Genomic DNA, 15,694 nt, shown 5'->3' with positions numbered 1-15,694 from the left:
CGCGCCCCGAACTGGTTAAACCAGCCCTAACAGCGAAGGGTTACCGCGAGGTTAATCATGAAAGATTTGGCGCACCCGACACGATTCGAACGTGTGGCCTCTGCCTTCGGAGGGCAGCGCTCTATCCAGCTGAGCTACGGGTGCTTCGCCTGCCCAGATAGGGCAAAGCCGGGCGGGTTGCAACGGGAAATCAGCCGAAAAGTTCGTGGCAAAATTCCAGCGCCGAAACCAGCGCGTCCACCTCTTCCACCGTGTTGTAAAGCCCGAACGAGGCCCGGCAAGAGGCCGTGATGCCCATATGTTCCATCAACGGCATCGCGCAATGCGTGCCCGCCCGCACGGCAATGCCGCGCTTGTCCAGCACGGTCGAAAGGTCATGCGGATGGGCACTGCCTTGCAGGGTAAAGGAAAAGATCGCGCCCTTCGTGTCCGAATTCCCCTGCACATTCAGCCAGTTCAACCCGGCCAGACGGCTGCGCGCATAATCGCGGATCGCCTGTTCATGGGCCGCGATATTCTCCATCCCAAGGCCCATCATATAGTCAATCGCCACGCCCAGCCCGATTTGCTGCACGATCCCCGGCGTCCCCGCCTCAAACTTCATCGGCGGATCGGCCCAAGTGATCCGGTCGCGCGACACTTCGCGGATCATATCACCGCCACCCAGAAAGGGCCGCATCTCGGCCTGCCGTTCGGCCCTTATATAGATCGCCCCCGACCCGCTGGGCCCATACAGCTTATGCCCCGTCACCGCATAGAAATCGCAGCCCAAGGCCTGCACATCCACCGGCATATGCACCGCCGCTTGCGACCCATCCACCAGCACCGGCACGCCCTTTTCCCGCGCCCCCCGGCAGATCGCCGCCACATCCACCACCGTGCCCAGCACGTTCGACATATGCGTCACGGCCACCAGCTTGGTGCGCGGCCCGATGGCATCCAGCACCGCCTGCGGGTCCAGATCGCCCTTGGCGTCCACCTCGACCCATTTCAGCACCACGCCCTGGCGTTCCCGCAGGAAATGCCAAGGCACGATATTCGCGTGATGCTCCATCACCGACAGAACGATCTCATCCCCCGCCTGCAAACGCGGCGCGGCCCAAGCATAAGACACCAGATTGATCGCCTCGGTCGAACCTGTGGTAAAGACGATCTCATGCTCCGAACCCGCATTCAGAAAACGCGCGACGGTCTGGCGAACGGCCTCATACTTGTCGGTCGCAAGGTTTGAAAGATAGTGCAAACCCCGGTGAACATTGGCATATTCCATCGAATAGGCCTGCGTCATCGCATCAATCACCACCTGCGGCTTTTGGGCCGAGGCGCCATTGTCCAGATAGACCAGCGGCTTGCCATTCACCTGCCGCGACAGAATGGGGAAATCGGCACGGATCTGCGTGACATCATACATTTTTCAACTCCTTCAGATCATGCCCGGCGGCACAACGCTTTGCGCAATCGCGCTGATCAGCATCATGGCAACAAGCAAAGCCAGCAAAACCCGCCCGCGAGAGCTATAGCCGAACAGTTCCGTGACAAAGACCGTCAGAAACCACAGCGTCGCGATGATCAATACCAACACAAAGCCCCCGGCCAGCCCGGACGCGCGATACAGCGTCAAGGCGAACAGCGCCTGAATTGGCAACACGACAAGCTGCGCCCAGATGATCGCCAAAAGGCAATCGGTCAAGGCGGCCGTGCGGCCAAAGGCATGGCCAACGGCCTGCATCATGACGGCTGGCACCACCAGAAACAGCAATTGCAACGCAAATTGCACGAAAGGCGCTGGCAACCCGTCCGGCGCATATTTCACTGGCATCGGCCCCGGCAGCAGGTTGATCGCAACCAACAGGATGGCCAGCACAATCGTCGCCTGCCAGATCGCGGCGGGTGGCAAGCGCAAGGCCAACAATTGCCGAAAGGCCAAGGCCGGGTCGGTCCAGGTCAGTCTTGCCAACTGGATCAGCCCGACCGGCATCACGCCCCCCTATGCGCCTGCATCAGCATGGAAAGCCACATCCAAAGAAACACCGCCAGCACCAGCACGCCCAACACACCCGCTTGCAGACCATCGCCCAGAAAGCCGCGCGTCAACCCGTGCAGCAACATCAGCGGCGCGATGGCGAGCATCGCCCAGAACAGCGCCATACGCGAGGCAAAGGCACTGCCCCTACCCCCAACCGATCGGGCAACCCCATGGCTGATCAGCGACAGCGCATAAAGGATCAGCGGCAGCAGAAAGACCGAGGCCAACAGCGCCGCCCCCATCCGCGCCTGCAAGGGCACCGATGGGTCCAGCGCGGCAGCGCGTGACAGGCTGGGCCATTGCGCAACAAAGGCCATCGCGCAGGCCCCCATGACCGTGGCCAAGGCCCGGTCTTCACGCGGCCCATCGGCCAGCTTGCGCGCGATCACTTGGCGTGGGCGGCGATAGCTGGCCAGAATGTCATCGACAATCGACATCAGTCTTCTGCCATCCCCTGCCAACGGCGCAGCAGGCTGCCCAGATGCTCGGCAATCGCCTCATCCTCAATCTCCGCCATCGCATCGGCGAGGAAAGCCAAGATCAGCAAATGCCGCGCCACAGGTTCCGGCACGCCCCGCGATTGCAGATAGAACAGTGCCGTTTCGTCAATCGCGCCACTGGTCGAACCATGGCTGCATTTCACATCATCGGCATAGATTTCCAGCTCTGGCTTGGCCAGAAACTGGCTGTCGTCGTCCAGCAAAAGCGACTGGCTGATCTGATAGCCATCGGTCTTTTGTGCACCCTGTTTCACAAGGATCTTGCCCTGAAAAACCCCGACCGCGCCGCCTTTCAGCACCTTTTTATAGACCTGACGGCTTTCGCAACGCAGCGCCTGATGGGTGACGAACACGGTGTCGTCGTGATGGAAAGCCCCATCGCCAATCGCCGCACCGGCGACATGCGCCACACCATCATCGCCCGCCAGCGTCAGGATCGCCTCATTCCGCGTCAGGCTGCCATTCATCGTCAGGGTAAAGCTTTTGAACAGACCCTCTGCCCCAACCCGGGCAAAAAGGTGCGTCAGCGCCGCGCGGGCCTCATCGCGCCCCTGCACGCGGATGTGATGAAAGGCCGCGCCCTCGCCCACGAGAACCTCGGCCACATGGTTGAACCGCGCCCCGCCCGTGCCGCTTTCCAGCAGGGTCAGGCTCGCGCCCTCCTCCACCCGGATCACATGGTGCAGCATCACATCGCTGTCCGCACGCGTCTGCCGATGCACCAAAGCCACCGGGCGGCTTGCAGCCCCCGTGGCACGGATCAGCACGCCCTCAGCCGCGAAAGCCGTGTTCAGGCCCGCCAAAGGCCGCGCCACCGGCACTTGCCCCTCCGCCTCCAGCACGCCGAAATCGGCCCCGGCCCAATGATCGCCCCCGGCCTTCGACAGCAGCGTGATCTCTACCCCCGCGCTGCCCAGATCATCCGAGGCACCGGCGTCAAAGACACCATCCACAAAGACAATCCGCAGCGCATCGATGCCTTCAAAACCAGCATCCTCCACCGCCACCCCGGCCTTGGCCTGGGGCGTGGTCAACCGCGATGGATCGCTATAGCGCCAGTATTCATCGCGTTTGACAGGCAAGCCCTGCCCCTGCACGCGCGCCAAGGCCGCCGCCCGCGCCGCCCCCGCGAAAGCGGGCATATCGCCCAACCCCGCCAGAAGCGCGGCCAGCGCCGCCTGCTTTGCCTCAACCAAGGCCCCCATCACTTGCCCCCGGCCAGAAGATCGGCATAGCCGTTGTTTTCCACCTCAAGCGCCAGTTCCGGCCCACCCGTTTGGATGATCCGCCCATCGGCCATGATATGCACCACATCCGGTTTGATATGGTCCAGCAGGCGCTGATAATGCGTGATCACCAGAAACGACCGCCCCGCATCCCGCAGCGCGTTCACCCCTTCCGACACCAGCTTCATCGCGTCCACGTCCAGACCGCTGTCGGTTTCATCCAGCACGCACATCTTCGGCTGCAAAAGCGCCATCTGCATGATCTCGTTGCGCTTCTTCTCGCCGCCCGAAAAGCCCACGTTCACCGGCCGCTTCATCATATCCGCGTCGATCTTCAGGCTTGCCGCCGTGCTGCGCGCCAGTTTCAGGAAATCGCCCGCGCTCAACTCTGCCTCGCCCCGCGCTTTCCGCTGCGCATTCAACGCCGTCCGCAAAAAGGTCATGTTGCCCACGCCCGGAATTTCCACCGGATATTGGAACGCCAGAAACAGCCCCGCCGCCGCCCGTTCCTCTGGCTCCATCGTCAGCAGATCCTCGCCCTCAAGGCTGGCCGAGCCGTCTGTCACCTCATAACCATCACGCCCCGCCAGAACATAGGACAGGGTCGATTTCCCCGACCCGTTTGGCCCCATGATCGCATGCACCGTTCCCGGTTCGATGGTCAGGTTCACGCCCTTAAGGATCACCTTATCCTCTTCTTCCAGTTTGACGTGCAGGTTCTTGATTTCTAGCATTTTTTCAGTCCTTAGAACAGGTTCAGCCGGGTGCCCGCCACGCAGGCCCCGGTCTTGTCTTGTGATCTGCGCTTATGCGTCAGAAGGGTTTGAATTCGCCCATATACAGCCAGCTTTCGTTCGGCGCTGACAGGCGCACACGGCTTACCCATTCGGGTGAGAAGACCTGCGCAAAGGTGTCGGGATACAGATGCACCAGATTGTGGAACCCGGCCATCGCCAGCGCCACGCCCCCCAGCACGCACAGCAGCCGGAAGGGCGAGCGCAGCCCCAGCACCATCGCCAAAACCAGCGCCAGCAGCGCCGCTGCCCCGCCGTTCTGCAACCAGATCGTCGTATCGGTCTCTGGCGGCAAGCCCTGCTCTGCCATGAAACGGAACCGCCCGAACCGCACGGCCGCGTAGGCCAACCCGCCCACCAACAACGACACGGCAATCGTCACTGGCAGAAACAACAGCCCCCGGCTTTCCGCTCGCGCGCGCCTTTTGGCTTGCGTCTGCGGCAGAACCTCCAGCGTTTCGTTCATGCCAATATAGATCGTGCCCTTGGTAAAGGTCGGGGCAGCCTTGGTGTCGACGTAGGTCGTCGTGTCTTTCTTCTTGGCCATGTCCCAACTCCCCCAAGGCATTGTTCAATGCCCGGAAATTGCCTGTCGGACCGCCTTTTGTAAAGGCTCCTCGCGTCAGCCGAAGGGATGAACCACGCCCGCGACGACCACCGAATTCGCCGGCATTGTCGCCTGAATCTGCGCCACCCAGGCCGGCGAAAAGATCGTCGCGAACTGGTCGGGTGCCAGATGCACCAGATTGTGCATCCCCAGCATCGCCCCCAGAACGCCGACAAACGCCGCCAGAACGTGCTGCGGTTTTGTCAGACCGATCGCCTGTCCGGCCAAAATCGCAAACATCGTAGCCAAGGCCAAGGTGACAGCCATCGTCTGGGCCGCGTTGCCAAAAGTCAAAGTCAGGCCGGGAACATGAAAATCCACCGCCCGCAAAGCCACGACCGTCGCGGCCCCCAAAGCCAAGGCCAGCGGCGTCAAAAGCAGTCGCGTCGCCTTGCTTTTTTGCGGTCGATCCTCGTCCATCACCAAAAAGCTGTTGGCCTGCTGAGCCTGCTCTTTGGCTTTGCGCTTTGAAAAGCCCGGCATCGGCTTTTGGTCGTCGCCAACATACAAAGTCGAACGGAACGAACCCTGTGCGTTCTGAATCCGTTGAATCCGCGCCGCGAATTCGTTCTGCTGCACATTCATCATGATCCGTCCCCCAGACTTTGATCGGCCCCATCTGTATCGTTACAGCATGACCGAAAGGCGGCGGAAGTAGATCAAAGTCGGGCAATTTCCCGCAAGTTTTCACGGCGGAAATCTGTCGAGGATGTGGCAACCCAAAACCCCGCCCTGCAACCTCCTGCAAAGCAACGATAATCATGACCGCCTCCGTTGGCGGCGCGCATGGGTCGCGGCGGTGCCATCCAGCAGTGCCTGTGTTCGACGCGCCACATCCAAAGCGATTCCCGCACGCTCTTCGGCCGTCAAAACCGCCAGCGAGGGCGCCATATGCCGCACAAAGGCCATCGTGTTCACCAGCCGCCCCGCCAGCGCCCCGGCAAAGCTGGCATGCCCCCGCACCGGATGAAACACCCCCGGCCCCGGATGGGCGAAAAGCGTGTCGACCAGAATATCCGGATCGGTCTGCATCTGGCCCGGACCCAGCCATTCCGGCATCAACCGCGTCATGCTTTCGCAGCCCATGTCCAGATCGGCCATCGCATGGGAAAAGCAGAAAACCTCATCATTGGCGTAAAAGCGGGGGCCAAATCCGCGCTTTGCATAGGCCTGCCGCAGCGGAAACAGACGGTCCACCGCCCGCCCCGAAAAGCGCGACAGCGCAAAGATTGACCGAAAGATCGGCAGTTCCGGTAAGCCCCGGCTAAACCGATGCCCACGCGGCATGGGCTGCACGTCCACCCCCAACACATCGGCAGACGATTGCCCTGCCTTGGCAAAGAACTCTGCCGGATCGCCGGTGAAATAGACATCCGGCTCGATCAGCCAGATATGCCTCGCCTGCGGATAGACCTGCCGGACCGCGTAAAGAAAGTAATCCCCACAACGCCAGCCCCAGTCGGGCAAATGCTGCAAACCCTGCGCCGCCAGCCAGGCGTCATTCAGATCGACCACCGGCAGAGGCAGCTCCAGCCCCTCGGGCCGATTGTGGAAAGCCACGACCAGATCATCGCCCAGCACCGGATGCAATTGCCCGAACAGGCGCTGCGCGTCCTCGTCCCATTTGTGGGTGCGGATGGCGATGAGGGTCTGGCCGTCATTCGACATCGGTAAAGCTTCCCAGGGCGCGGGCCATCACGGCGGCGGGAATAGCCATGCCGGGCACAATCTCAAAAACCGCCATACGCCCCACGATCTGGCGCGGCTTTACGATCTGCTCCACCCAGAAATAGTTCGGTCGCTCGGCATAATCATCAAACAGCACCGTCATCGGCTTTTCAGCCCGCATGATCGCGTTGATCAAGCAGGATGTCCGAAAACGCCCATCAATCAGCACCACATCCGGATGAACGAACCAAGGCTTTTCCCAAACCGCCGAGGCATAGCGGTGATACAGCCGAAACCCCGCGCTCGAGGTCGGACGCGCCCATTCACCCACAGACCCGACGTCTTCGAAATGCACCCTTGCTACGCCGCCAAGGCCACCATTTCCCAACGCCGTGGCCATACGCAGCGCCCAATCGGGATCGTTCTCAACCGCAGTCACCTGACCCGCGCTACGGGCCGCAACAAAGGTCGATCCGCCCGAGCCATATTCCAGCACCACTTCGGCCCCAGCATAAGTCTCGCGCAAAAGCGCTGCCTCTGGCGCGGGCAGGGTCAGCTTGAAATCTTCGGGCTGCACATTTGCCTCTGCCTCGCGGCGGCAGGCCGCCCGCATCAGCGCCATTGCTGTGGCCCGCTCGGCGAAAGCTGCGGCCTCGGCCACCCCCTCCAAGGACAGTATACGCTTGACTTGAATATCCGTCGCGGCGCGGTGACGCAGGATGGAGCGGTCCTGCCGGTCATTTCTATTCATCTTGGCGTAAAAGGCGTCGGTATGGCGACTGTTGCTTGCGCCGGCCTGACCTGTCGCCCAACCACGCCCACGAAGCCGCTTCAATCTAAAGAATTCCGGGGTGCGGAGCATGTAGTGGTTGATTTGCGCCAGCCGCCAACTGAAATCGGCAGGCTTGGCCCTGTTTGTTGCAGCAACGTCCTGACCGGCAAGCCATTGCAAATTGACATCAGAATTTGAAATGGCAGTGCCTGCCGCCGACAGGAACAGTGGTGGTGTTGCAGATGGCGCTACAATAGGTCTGTTAATCCCGGACATCGCGAATCCGGCAGTTTTCGGCGACGCTTGAAACAGAGTCTTTATCTCGCGTGTCGGGGGGAAATGTTTTGCCGTCGCCGTCACGAAATCGTCTGAAATGAACCGGCCCGGAAAATGGCTGTTTCCGCCATCCCCAAAGATCCGCCAAGGGATCAGCATCCCCGCCGCATCCCCGATCCTGCCGATCAGATCCGCCAGCTTGCCCTCACCCGCATGCACGTTCAGGAACTCATCCGCATCCAGCCACATGACCCAATCGCCATCGACGATCAGCCCCATCTCATTGGCCAAACGCGCCGCATTGCCCTGCGCTGAAACGCCCACCGGGGGCTCGTGCGGCACATGCGTAATCTCGCCCGCCACCGCCAAAGCCGCCAGCAGCTCATCTGTCCCATCATCCGACGGGTTTGAAAACACGATCACCGTGTCGAAACCAATCGCCTTGTGATAAGCGATCCATTCCAACAGGAACGGGGCCTCGTTCTTGACCGCCGTGAACAGGACATGGCGCGACATAGTTATCCGACCGAGCCTTCAAGGCTGATCGCCACCAGCGCCTGCGCTTCCATCGCGAATTCCATCGGCAGAGCCTGCAAAACCTCACGGCAGAAGCCGTTCACCACCAGCGCCACCGCCTCTTCCTCGCCCATCCCGCGCGAACGGCAATAGAACAATTGATCATCATCCACCTTTGACGTGGTGGCTTCGTGTTCAACGCGACTGCTGGTGTTCTTCACCTCGATATAGGGCACCGTATGCGCCCCACACTTGTCGCCGATCAACAGGCTGTCGCATTGCGTATAGTTCCGCGAATTCAAGGCCTTCGGGTGCATACTGACCAAACCGCGATAGGTATTCTGCGCCCGGCCTGCACTGATGCCTTTCGAAACGATCCGCGACTTGGTGTTCTTGCCCAGATGCACCATCTTGGTGCCCGTATCCGCCTGCTGCGCGTTGTTCGCAATCGCGATGGAATAAAACTCGCCCTGCGATTCATCCCCCCGCAGGATGCAGGACGGATATTTCCAGGTGATCGCCGAACCCGTTTCCACCTGCGTCCACATCACTTTGGCCCGCGCCCCCCGGCAATCGGCCCGCTTGGTCACAAAGTTATAAATCCCACCCCGGCCTTCCTCATCGCCCGGATACCAGTTCTGCACCGTCGAATATTTGACCTCGGCATCGTCCAGAATGACGATTTCCACGACAGCGGCGTGAAGCTGATGCGTATCCCGCTTCGGGGCCGTGCAGCCTTCCAGATAGCTGACATAGGCCCCCTTTTCGCAAACGATCAGCGTCCGTTCAAACTGGCCCGTATTCTCCGCATTGATCCGGAAATAGGTCGACAATTCCATTGGGCAGCGCACGCCTTCGGGGATGTAAACGAACGACCCATCCGAAAACACGGCGCTGTTCAAGGTTGCGAAAAAATTGTCGCTGGGCGGCACGACCGACCCCAGATACTTTTTCACCAGATCCGGATATTCCCGCACCGCCTCAGAAATCGAACAGAAAATGACCCCGGCCTTTTTCAACTCGTCCTTGAACGTCGTCCCTACGGAAACAGAATCAAACACCGCATCCACAGCCACCTTGCGCGGGGCTTCTTCGCCTTCAACCCCCGCCAGAAGCATCTGTTCTTTCAGCGGAATACCCAGTTTCGCATAGGTCGCCAGCAGCTTCGGGTCCACCTCATCCAAAGACTTCGGCTTCACCCCCATGCTCTTTGGCTTGGCATAGTAATACTGGTCCTGATAGTCGATTTCCGGATAGTTCAGCATCGCCCAACGCGGCTCTTCCATCCCCTGCCAACGCGCGAAAGCCGCCAGACGCCATTCCAGCAGCCATTCCGGCTCGCCGTTCTTTTCGCTGATCAACCGCACGATGCCTTCGTTCAGGCCTTTCGGGGCATATTCCGTCTCGATCTCGGTTTCCCAGCCGTATTTATAGGTTCCGGCCATCGCCTGAACCGTCTCGATGGTTTCCCGATCCACGCCTTCGCGCAATTCCAGTTCCGTTGCCCCGTCCATCGCTTACGCTCCCGCCTTCAACCGTTTCGCCCGCGCCGCCGACCAGACATCAGCAAACCGCAGCACATCATCCCGTTTGGTGTCCGGCCCCAGCGAAATCCGTATCGCTGATGCGGCCTGAACGCCGTCAAATCCCATCGCCCGCAAGACCCGGCTTTCGCGCACCTTGCCGCTGGAACAGGCCGAGCCTGCCGACACCGCAAACCCCGCAAGGTCCATCTGCATCACCTGAGTCTCCCCCTTCCAGCCGGGCGTGATCAGGTTCAACGTGTTGGGCAGCCGCGCCGCCCCAAGTCCTGCACAAATAGACCCATCGCCGGGGGCCGACAATGCCTGTTCTAGAATATTTCTAAGTTCGGCCACCCGCGCCCAAACCCCATCCGCCAGATCCCGCGCCGCCGCCTCTGCCGCAGCCCCAAAACCCGCAATGCCCATCAAGTTTTCCGTCCCCGCCCTGCGGCCCATTTCCTGACCGCCACCCTTCAACTGCGCCGCCACATCCAGCCCCCGCCGGATCACCAGCGCCCCAATCCCCTTGGGCCCGCCCAGCTTATGCGCCGAAACCAGCCCCATCGCACAGCCCAACCAGTTGAACGCCAAGGGCACCTTGCCAAACCCCTGTGTCAGATCGCTGACCGCCAGACCTTCAGGCAAATCCTGCATCACCCCTGTTTCCGAATTCGCCAGTTGCAAGGCCGTCTGCGCCGGGTCACTCACCATCACACGCCCCAGCCCATCCACAACCAACGACGGCTCGCACCAAGCCGACACTGCCTCATGCTCAATATCCGCGCAGAAAAGGCCCCGCCCCGCACAAGCCAAAGCCGCCGCTTCCGTGGCACCCGAGGTAAAGACGATATCCGCACCCTCGGCCCCCAAAGCCGCCGCCACCTGCCCCCGCGCCTTTTCCATCAAGGCCTTCGCCGCCCGCCCCTCGGCATGAACCGACGATGGATTGCCCAGCACCTCCATCGCTGCAACCATGGCCGCCCGCGCCTCGGCCCGCAAAGGCGTGGTGGCGTTCCAGTCCAGATAGACCCGTCCCGTCACTCGTCCACCACCCGGAACAGCGCCGGAACCGCCGGGCAGGGCTTCATCCCATTGCCGATCACATCTGACAACCGCGTCTGATGCAGGAACACATAGACGTTCGCCGAAAGCCCTTCCCACAGACGGTTGGCCATCGACTGCGCCCGCGTGCCCGACACGCCCCCGCTCGCCCCGGCCCCCGTATGCATCGCGCTGACGGTTTCCTCCACCGCCTCTAGAATCTCGCTGACCCTTATATCCCCGGGCGCTTTTGCCAGCTTGTAACCGCCCCCCGGCCCCCGCACGGCCTCTACAATCCCCGCCCGGCGCAGCTTCACGAACAACTGCTCCAGATAGGGCAGGCTGATGTCCTGCCGTTTCGACACCTCGGCCAGCGTCGTCAGATCCTCGCCCCGCGCCAGCGCCAGATCGGCCAAAGCCACCATCGCATAGCGACCCTTTGTCGAAAGCTTCATTCCACCCCTCCAACGCCCTTACGGCCATTGACGCGCAGCCCCTGCGCGACTAACTGAAACAATCACCGGATCGGCATTCCGCCGGTTTGGAAACTTTCTAAGTTCTCTGACCGAAATTGTCAACAATTTCCCAGAGCGAAGGACCAGGTTCGACTTATGCCCGAAGTAATCTTTGCCGGTCCCGAAGGCCGTCTCGAAGGCCGCTATCATCCGCAAAAGGACCGCGATGCGCCCATCGCCATCGTTCTGCACCCCCATCCGCAGTTTGGGGGCACGATGAACAACAAGGTCGTCTACAACCTGCATTACGCTTTCTACAATCTGGGCTTCTCCGTCCTGCGCTTCAACTTTCGCGGCGTGGGGCGCAGCCAAGGCGAATATGATCTGGGCATTGGCGAATTGTCGGATGCCGCCTCGGCGCTCGATTATCTTCAGGCGCAGAACCAGAACGCGAAACATTGCTGGGTCGCGGGCTTTTCCTTCGGCGCTTGGATCGGCATGCAGCTTTTGATGCGCCGCCCGGAAATCACGGGCTTCGTCTCGGTCGCGCCCCCCGCCAACATGTATGACTTCAGCTTCCTTGCCCCCTGCCCCTCCTCCGGGTTGGTGATCAATGGCACGGCAGACAAAGTCGCGCCGCCCAAAGATACCCTTAATTTGGTCAACAAGTTGCACGAACAAAAGGGAATCACGATCACCCACACGCAGATCGACGGGGCCGACCATTTCTTCCGTGACGAAGAGGCGCATATGAAGCCGATGATCGACACGGTCAGCAATTACGTCCGCCGCCGTCTGACGGAAACGACACGGTAGTTAGATGAGCCTGATTGAAGACCTTGGCGAACGTTTGGCGCGCGATGTTCTGGCATCGCGCGAAGAACTGGGCGACGACTATTTCCACGAAAAGGTCAGCAAGGTTCTGGGGGCCGCCTCGCCCACGATGCAAGAGGCTTTCATGACCGCGATCAAGATGTATCTCGCCGAAGAACGCGGTCGCCTGTTTCTTTATGAAACCCTGGCTGCCGTGCGTGGCGTGACCGCCAAAGAGGTTGCCGCAACGATGGGCCCGCGCAATGACGCACCGGTTGTGATGATGGCCGCCCCGGCTGTCGCCGCCGCAGCCCCTGCCGCCAAACCCGCGCCCGAGGCCAAACCGAAATCCAATGTCTCGGCCGCCGCCAAGGCCCGCATGATCTCCGAGGCGATGGCCGCTTTCGGCGATGATCCCGTGCCGCCCAAACCGAATCCCCATCTGGGAACGTGATGCCCGCCGACCTCGACGCCCAATTCGCCTTTCTGGCCGAGGCCGACCGCCTGAAATCCGTCTACCGCGCGACGACCTTGCACGACGGCTCGCGCCGCGAAAACACCGCCGAGCATTCCTGGCATGTGGCGCTTTACGCGCTTGTTCTGGCCGAACAGGCCGCGCCCGGCGTGAACATCGACCGCGTGATCCGCATGCTTTTGCTGCATGATCTGGTCGAAATCGACACAGGCGACGTGCCCATCCATTCGGCAAATGGTGCCGCCCATGCCAGCCTTGAAACCCAGGCCGCCGAACAACGCGCCGCCGACCGCCTCTTTGGTTTGCTGCCTGCCGATCAGGCCCAAGCCTTCCGCGCGCTGTGGGATGAGTTTGAGGCGAACGAAACCCCCGACGCCCGCTTTGCCAAATCCCTCGACCGCCTCCCCCCCGTCATGGCCAACCTCGCCTCGGGTGGCGGCACATGGGTTGAATATGCCGTGACCTACGAACAGCTCGAGGCCCGCGTAGGCCACAAAATCGCCCGCGGCGCGCCAGGCCTATGGGATTGGGTTCAGGGCAAGACCAAGGCGTGGTTCAGCGCCCGTCCCTAACCCGCCAACACCTCCACCGCCAAAACCGTCGGCAAATGCCGTGCGATCTCGCTCCAACTTTCCCCCTGATCCAGCGATGCAAAGACCGACCCCGAATTGGTCCCGAAATAGACCGAACCCGGCGCACTCGCATCCGTCGCCATCGCCTGACGCAGCACCGTAAAATAGCATCCCGTCTGCGGCAGCCCATTCCGCATCGCCTGCCAGCTTTCGCCCCCATCCTGCGTCCGCCAGACCGCACATTGCGCATCCGGCGGGAAACGCCCCATGCTGTCGCCGTTCAGGGGCAGCACATAGGCCAAAGACGCATCCCCCGGATGTGCCCCAATGGGAAAGCCAAAGGTAGAGGGCAGACCCTGCCCCACCTCGTTCCACGTCCGCCCCTCATCCGTGCTGCGATAGGTGCCCCAGTGGTTCTGCTGCCAAATCGTCCCATCCGGCGCCCGTTGGATGTTGTGGACACAGTAACCGATCTCCTCATTGCCCGTCCGCACCGCATCGGCATTCGACCGTTTCACCCGCCGTTCCCAGCTTTTGCCCCCATCCTCGGACGCAAAGAACCCCGCCGCCGAAATCCCCACGAACAGCTTTTGCGCATCCCCCGGATCGGTCAGAATCGAATGCAGCACCAGCCCCGCCGCCCCCGGCTCCCATCCCTCCGCGCTCGGATGATCGGTCAGCCCATGCAGCGTTTCCCAAGTCACGCCCCCATCCAGACTGCGCAGCAACTGCGCGGGCTTCGCCCCCGCATAAAGCACTCCATGCGCATAGCACAGCGACCAGAAATTGTTGATCTTCCCCGTAAAGGGCGCAGGCGGGGATGCTTGCACCCCCATCTGCTCCGCCATCGCCGGATCATTCGTCAGCCATTCATCCAGCTTGCCATTCGCCAGCTTCGCCAAGACCCAGCTTTCGCCCCCATCCTCCGACCGCCAGATCCCCGCCCCATGCCAATCGCCGCCACCCGCCGCCCAAAGACGGCCCGTCGCCGGATCACCGATCACATGGTTGATGGGCCAGCCGTCGCAAAGCGGCCCGCTGACCGCATAGCCCTTCGCCGGGTCCAGCAGAAAAACCCCCTTTGTCGTCCCCAGAAGAACCCGCTTGGCCATCGCCCCCTCCCGCTTTTCGGGAAGCCTGCCATGTCACGCGAAAAAAGTCACGCCACCTGTCCCGCCGCAAAGCCCGAGGCCCAGGCCCATTGAAAATTATAGCCCCCCAGCCAGCCGGTCACATCCACCACCTCGCCCACAAAGAACAGCCCCGGCACCGCCCGCGCTTGCAGCGTCTTGGCGTCCAGATCGGCGGTCGAAACCCCGCCCAAAGTCACCTCGGCCGTCCGATAACCCTCGCTCCCCGTGGGCTTCAGCCGCCAGCCGTGAATCAACCCCGCCAACTGATCCAGCTTGGCATTGTTCTGGTCCGCCAGATTGCCTTGCAGCCCCGAAAGCCCCTCCATCAGCCGCGCCAGCCGTTCGGGCAGAAACGCCCCCAGAACCGTCCGCAAGGCCACCCGCCCCTGTTTCTGCCGCGCCTCGCGCAGTTCTGCCCCCACCGGACGTTCGGGCGCCAGATCCAGAAGGATCTCCTCCCCCTCGCGCCAATAGGAACTGATTTGCAGGATCGCCGGCCCCGATAGGCCCCGATGCGTGAATAGCAATGCCTCGTCAAAGCGCGTCTTACCAACGCTCACCCGCCCCGACACAGACAGGCCCGACAGCGGTGCCAGATGCTCCAACTGATCCGGCCCAAAGGTCAGCGGCACCAGACCCGGCCGCGTTTCCACCAGCCGCAGCCCGAACTGTTCGGCCAGACGATAGCCAAACCCCGTCGCCCCCATCTTGGGGATCGACTTCCCCCCCGTCGCCACAATCACCGATCCCGCCTGCAAAAGGCCCGCTCCGGTCAGAACTTTAAACCCCTCCCCCACACGGTCCACCGATTCAACACTTGTCGAAAGCCGCAAGTCGCCCCCCGCCTCGCGCAGATCGCGCAACAACAGATCGACAATCTGCCGCGCCGAACCATCGCAGAACAGCTGGCCCAAGGTCTTTTCGTGATAGGCGATGCCTGCTCTTTCCACCTTTGCAAGGAAATCGCGCGGCGTGAACCCCGCCAAGGCCGAGGCCGCAAAGCGCGGATTCTCTGACAGAAACCGGTCCGGTCGCGTGTTCAGATTGGTAAAGTTGCAGCGCCCCCCGCCCGAAATGCGAATCTTTTCGCCCGGGTTGGCCGCATGATCGATGACCAAGACCCGCCGCCCCCGCCGCGCCGCCGTGGCCCCGGCAAAAAGCCCCGCCGCCCCAGCCCCCAAGACAATGACATCATAGGATTCCATGCCTTGGCATAGGCCGCGATGCGTCGGCGGGCAAGGCAATGAATTTTTGTCGAAAACCCCCTTGCGGCCTCCTAGGCCCTTCGCTAAACACC

Annotated in this window: 17 protein-coding genes and 1 tRNA gene; 3 read left to right on the top strand and 15 right to left on the bottom strand. The window is 61.6% G+C overall.

All coding sequences use genetic code 11. The annotated features are described in order from the left end of the window. Positions 1-67: 67 nt before the first annotated feature. The 13 genes from IE095_RS00500 to iscR all read right to left on the bottom strand — a co-directional run bounded on the left by IE095_RS00500 (position 68) and on the right by iscR (position 11,404). A tRNA-Arg gene (locus IE095_RS00500) sits at positions 68-144 on the bottom strand. Positions 145-190: 46 nt separating this feature from the next. Then, positions 191-1,411 carry a cysteine desulfurase gene (locus tag IE095_RS00495; protein ID WP_189409431.1) on the bottom strand — a complete coding sequence of 407 codons (1,221 nt, stop codon included), beginning with the start codon at positions 1,409-1,411 and terminating at the stop codon, positions 191-193. A gap of 12 nt (positions 1,412-1,423) precedes the next feature. Next, complete coding sequence (locus IE095_RS00490; RefSeq protein ID WP_189409429.1) at positions 1,424-1,978, bottom strand: YIP1 family protein; 555 nt, start codon at positions 1,976-1,978, stop codon at positions 1,424-1,426. Then, positions 1,978-2,463, bottom strand: coding sequence for a YIP1 family protein (locus IE095_RS00485; protein ID WP_189409427.1), 486 nt, complete (start codon positions 2,461-2,463; stop codon positions 1,978-1,980). The genes IE095_RS00490 and IE095_RS00485 overlap by 1 nt, the downstream gene beginning before the upstream one ends. Further along, complete coding sequence (sufD, locus tag IE095_RS00480) at positions 2,463-3,722, bottom strand: Fe-S cluster assembly protein SufD (protein WP_373295389.1); 1,260 nt, start codon at positions 3,720-3,722, stop codon at positions 2,463-2,465. Before sufD ends, IE095_RS00485 begins: the two co-directional genes overlap by 1 nt. Positions 3,723-3,730: 8 nt before the next feature. After that, the gene (gene sufC / locus IE095_RS00475; protein ID WP_189409423.1) at positions 3,731-4,486 is read right to left on the bottom strand and encodes a Fe-S cluster assembly ATPase SufC; all 756 of its coding nucleotides are present in this window, start codon (positions 4,484-4,486) and stop codon (positions 3,731-3,733) included. 79 nt (positions 4,487-4,565) lie between these two features. After that, positions 4,566-5,093, bottom strand: a complete 528-nt coding sequence (locus tag IE095_RS00470) for a hypothetical protein (RefSeq protein ID WP_189409421.1) — start codon at positions 5,091-5,093, stop codon at positions 4,566-4,568. A 75-nt stretch (positions 5,094-5,168) separates the two neighbouring features. Next, complete coding sequence (locus tag IE095_RS00465) at positions 5,169-5,741, bottom strand: hypothetical protein (RefSeq protein WP_189409419.1); 573 nt, start codon at positions 5,739-5,741, stop codon at positions 5,169-5,171. Between the two features lie 171 nt (positions 5,742-5,912). After that, positions 5,913-6,821 carry a component of SufBCD complex gene (locus tag IE095_RS00460; protein ID WP_189409417.1) on the bottom strand — a complete coding sequence of 303 codons (909 nt, stop codon included), beginning with the start codon at positions 6,819-6,821 and terminating at the stop codon, positions 5,913-5,915. Next, positions 6,811-8,385 (bottom strand): glycosyltransferase family 2 protein, encoded by a 1,575-nt coding sequence (locus IE095_RS00455; protein WP_189409415.1) that lies wholly within the window; start codon positions 8,383-8,385, stop codon positions 6,811-6,813. Before IE095_RS00455 ends, IE095_RS00460 begins: the two co-directional genes overlap by 11 nt. 2 nt (positions 8,386-8,387) lie before the next feature. Next, positions 8,388-9,899, bottom strand: coding sequence for a Fe-S cluster assembly protein SufB (sufB, locus tag IE095_RS00450; RefSeq protein WP_189409413.1), 1,512 nt, complete (start codon positions 9,897-9,899; stop codon positions 8,388-8,390). A gap of 3 nt (positions 9,900-9,902) precedes the next feature. Continuing rightward, the gene (locus IE095_RS00445; RefSeq protein ID WP_189409412.1) at positions 9,903-10,949 is read right to left on the bottom strand and encodes a cysteine desulfurase family protein; all 1,047 of its coding nucleotides are present in this window, start codon (positions 10,947-10,949) and stop codon (positions 9,903-9,905) included. After that, positions 10,946-11,404, bottom strand: coding sequence for a Fe-S cluster assembly transcriptional regulator IscR (gene iscR, locus IE095_RS00440; RefSeq protein ID WP_189409410.1), 459 nt, complete (start codon positions 11,402-11,404; stop codon positions 10,946-10,948). The genes IE095_RS00445 and iscR overlap by 4 nt, the downstream gene beginning before the upstream one ends. 156 nt (positions 11,405-11,560) lie before the next feature. On the opposite strand from iscR, the gene IE095_RS00435 reads away from it, so the two are divergent. Genes IE095_RS00435 through IE095_RS00425 form a run of 3 tightly spaced genes read left to right on the top strand, consistent with a single transcriptional unit; the run spans position 11,561 to position 13,264 of the window. Further along, positions 11,561-12,220 (top strand): alpha/beta hydrolase, encoded by a 660-nt coding sequence (locus IE095_RS00435; RefSeq protein ID WP_189409408.1) that lies wholly within the window; start codon positions 11,561-11,563, stop codon positions 12,218-12,220. Positions 12,221-12,224: 4 nt separating this feature from the next. After that, entirely contained in the window at positions 12,225-12,671 is a 447-nt protein-coding gene (locus IE095_RS00430; protein WP_189409406.1) for a hypothetical protein, read from the top strand. Next, positions 12,671-13,264, top strand: coding sequence for an HD domain-containing protein (locus IE095_RS00425; protein ID WP_189409404.1), 594 nt, complete (start codon positions 12,671-12,673; stop codon positions 13,262-13,264). Before IE095_RS00430 ends, IE095_RS00425 begins: the two co-directional genes overlap by 1 nt. Here the strand turns inward: IE095_RS00425 and IE095_RS00420 are convergent. Together IE095_RS00420 and IE095_RS00415 are read right to left on the bottom strand one after the other, a co-directional pair. Next, positions 13,261-14,376, bottom strand: coding sequence for a WD40/YVTN/BNR-like repeat-containing protein (locus IE095_RS00420; RefSeq protein ID WP_189409402.1), 1,116 nt, complete (start codon positions 14,374-14,376; stop codon positions 13,261-13,263). The genes IE095_RS00425 and IE095_RS00420 overlap by 4 nt on opposite strands. Before the next feature lie 47 nt (positions 14,377-14,423). Beyond that, complete coding sequence (locus IE095_RS00415) at positions 14,424-15,602, bottom strand: BaiN/RdsA family NAD(P)/FAD-dependent oxidoreductase (RefSeq protein ID WP_189409400.1); 1,179 nt, start codon at positions 15,600-15,602, stop codon at positions 14,424-14,426. Positions 15,603-15,694 lie beyond the last annotated feature (92 nt).

Origin of the sequence: Neogemmobacter tilapiae, from assembly GCF_014652215.1 — a bacterium.
Classification (GTDB): Bacteria; Pseudomonadota; Alphaproteobacteria; order Rhodobacterales; family Rhodobacteraceae; genus Neogemmobacter; species Neogemmobacter tilapiae.
The sequence above is the reverse complement of the archived record's forward strand: the minus strand, read 5'-3'. Positions and strand labels throughout refer to the sequence as shown.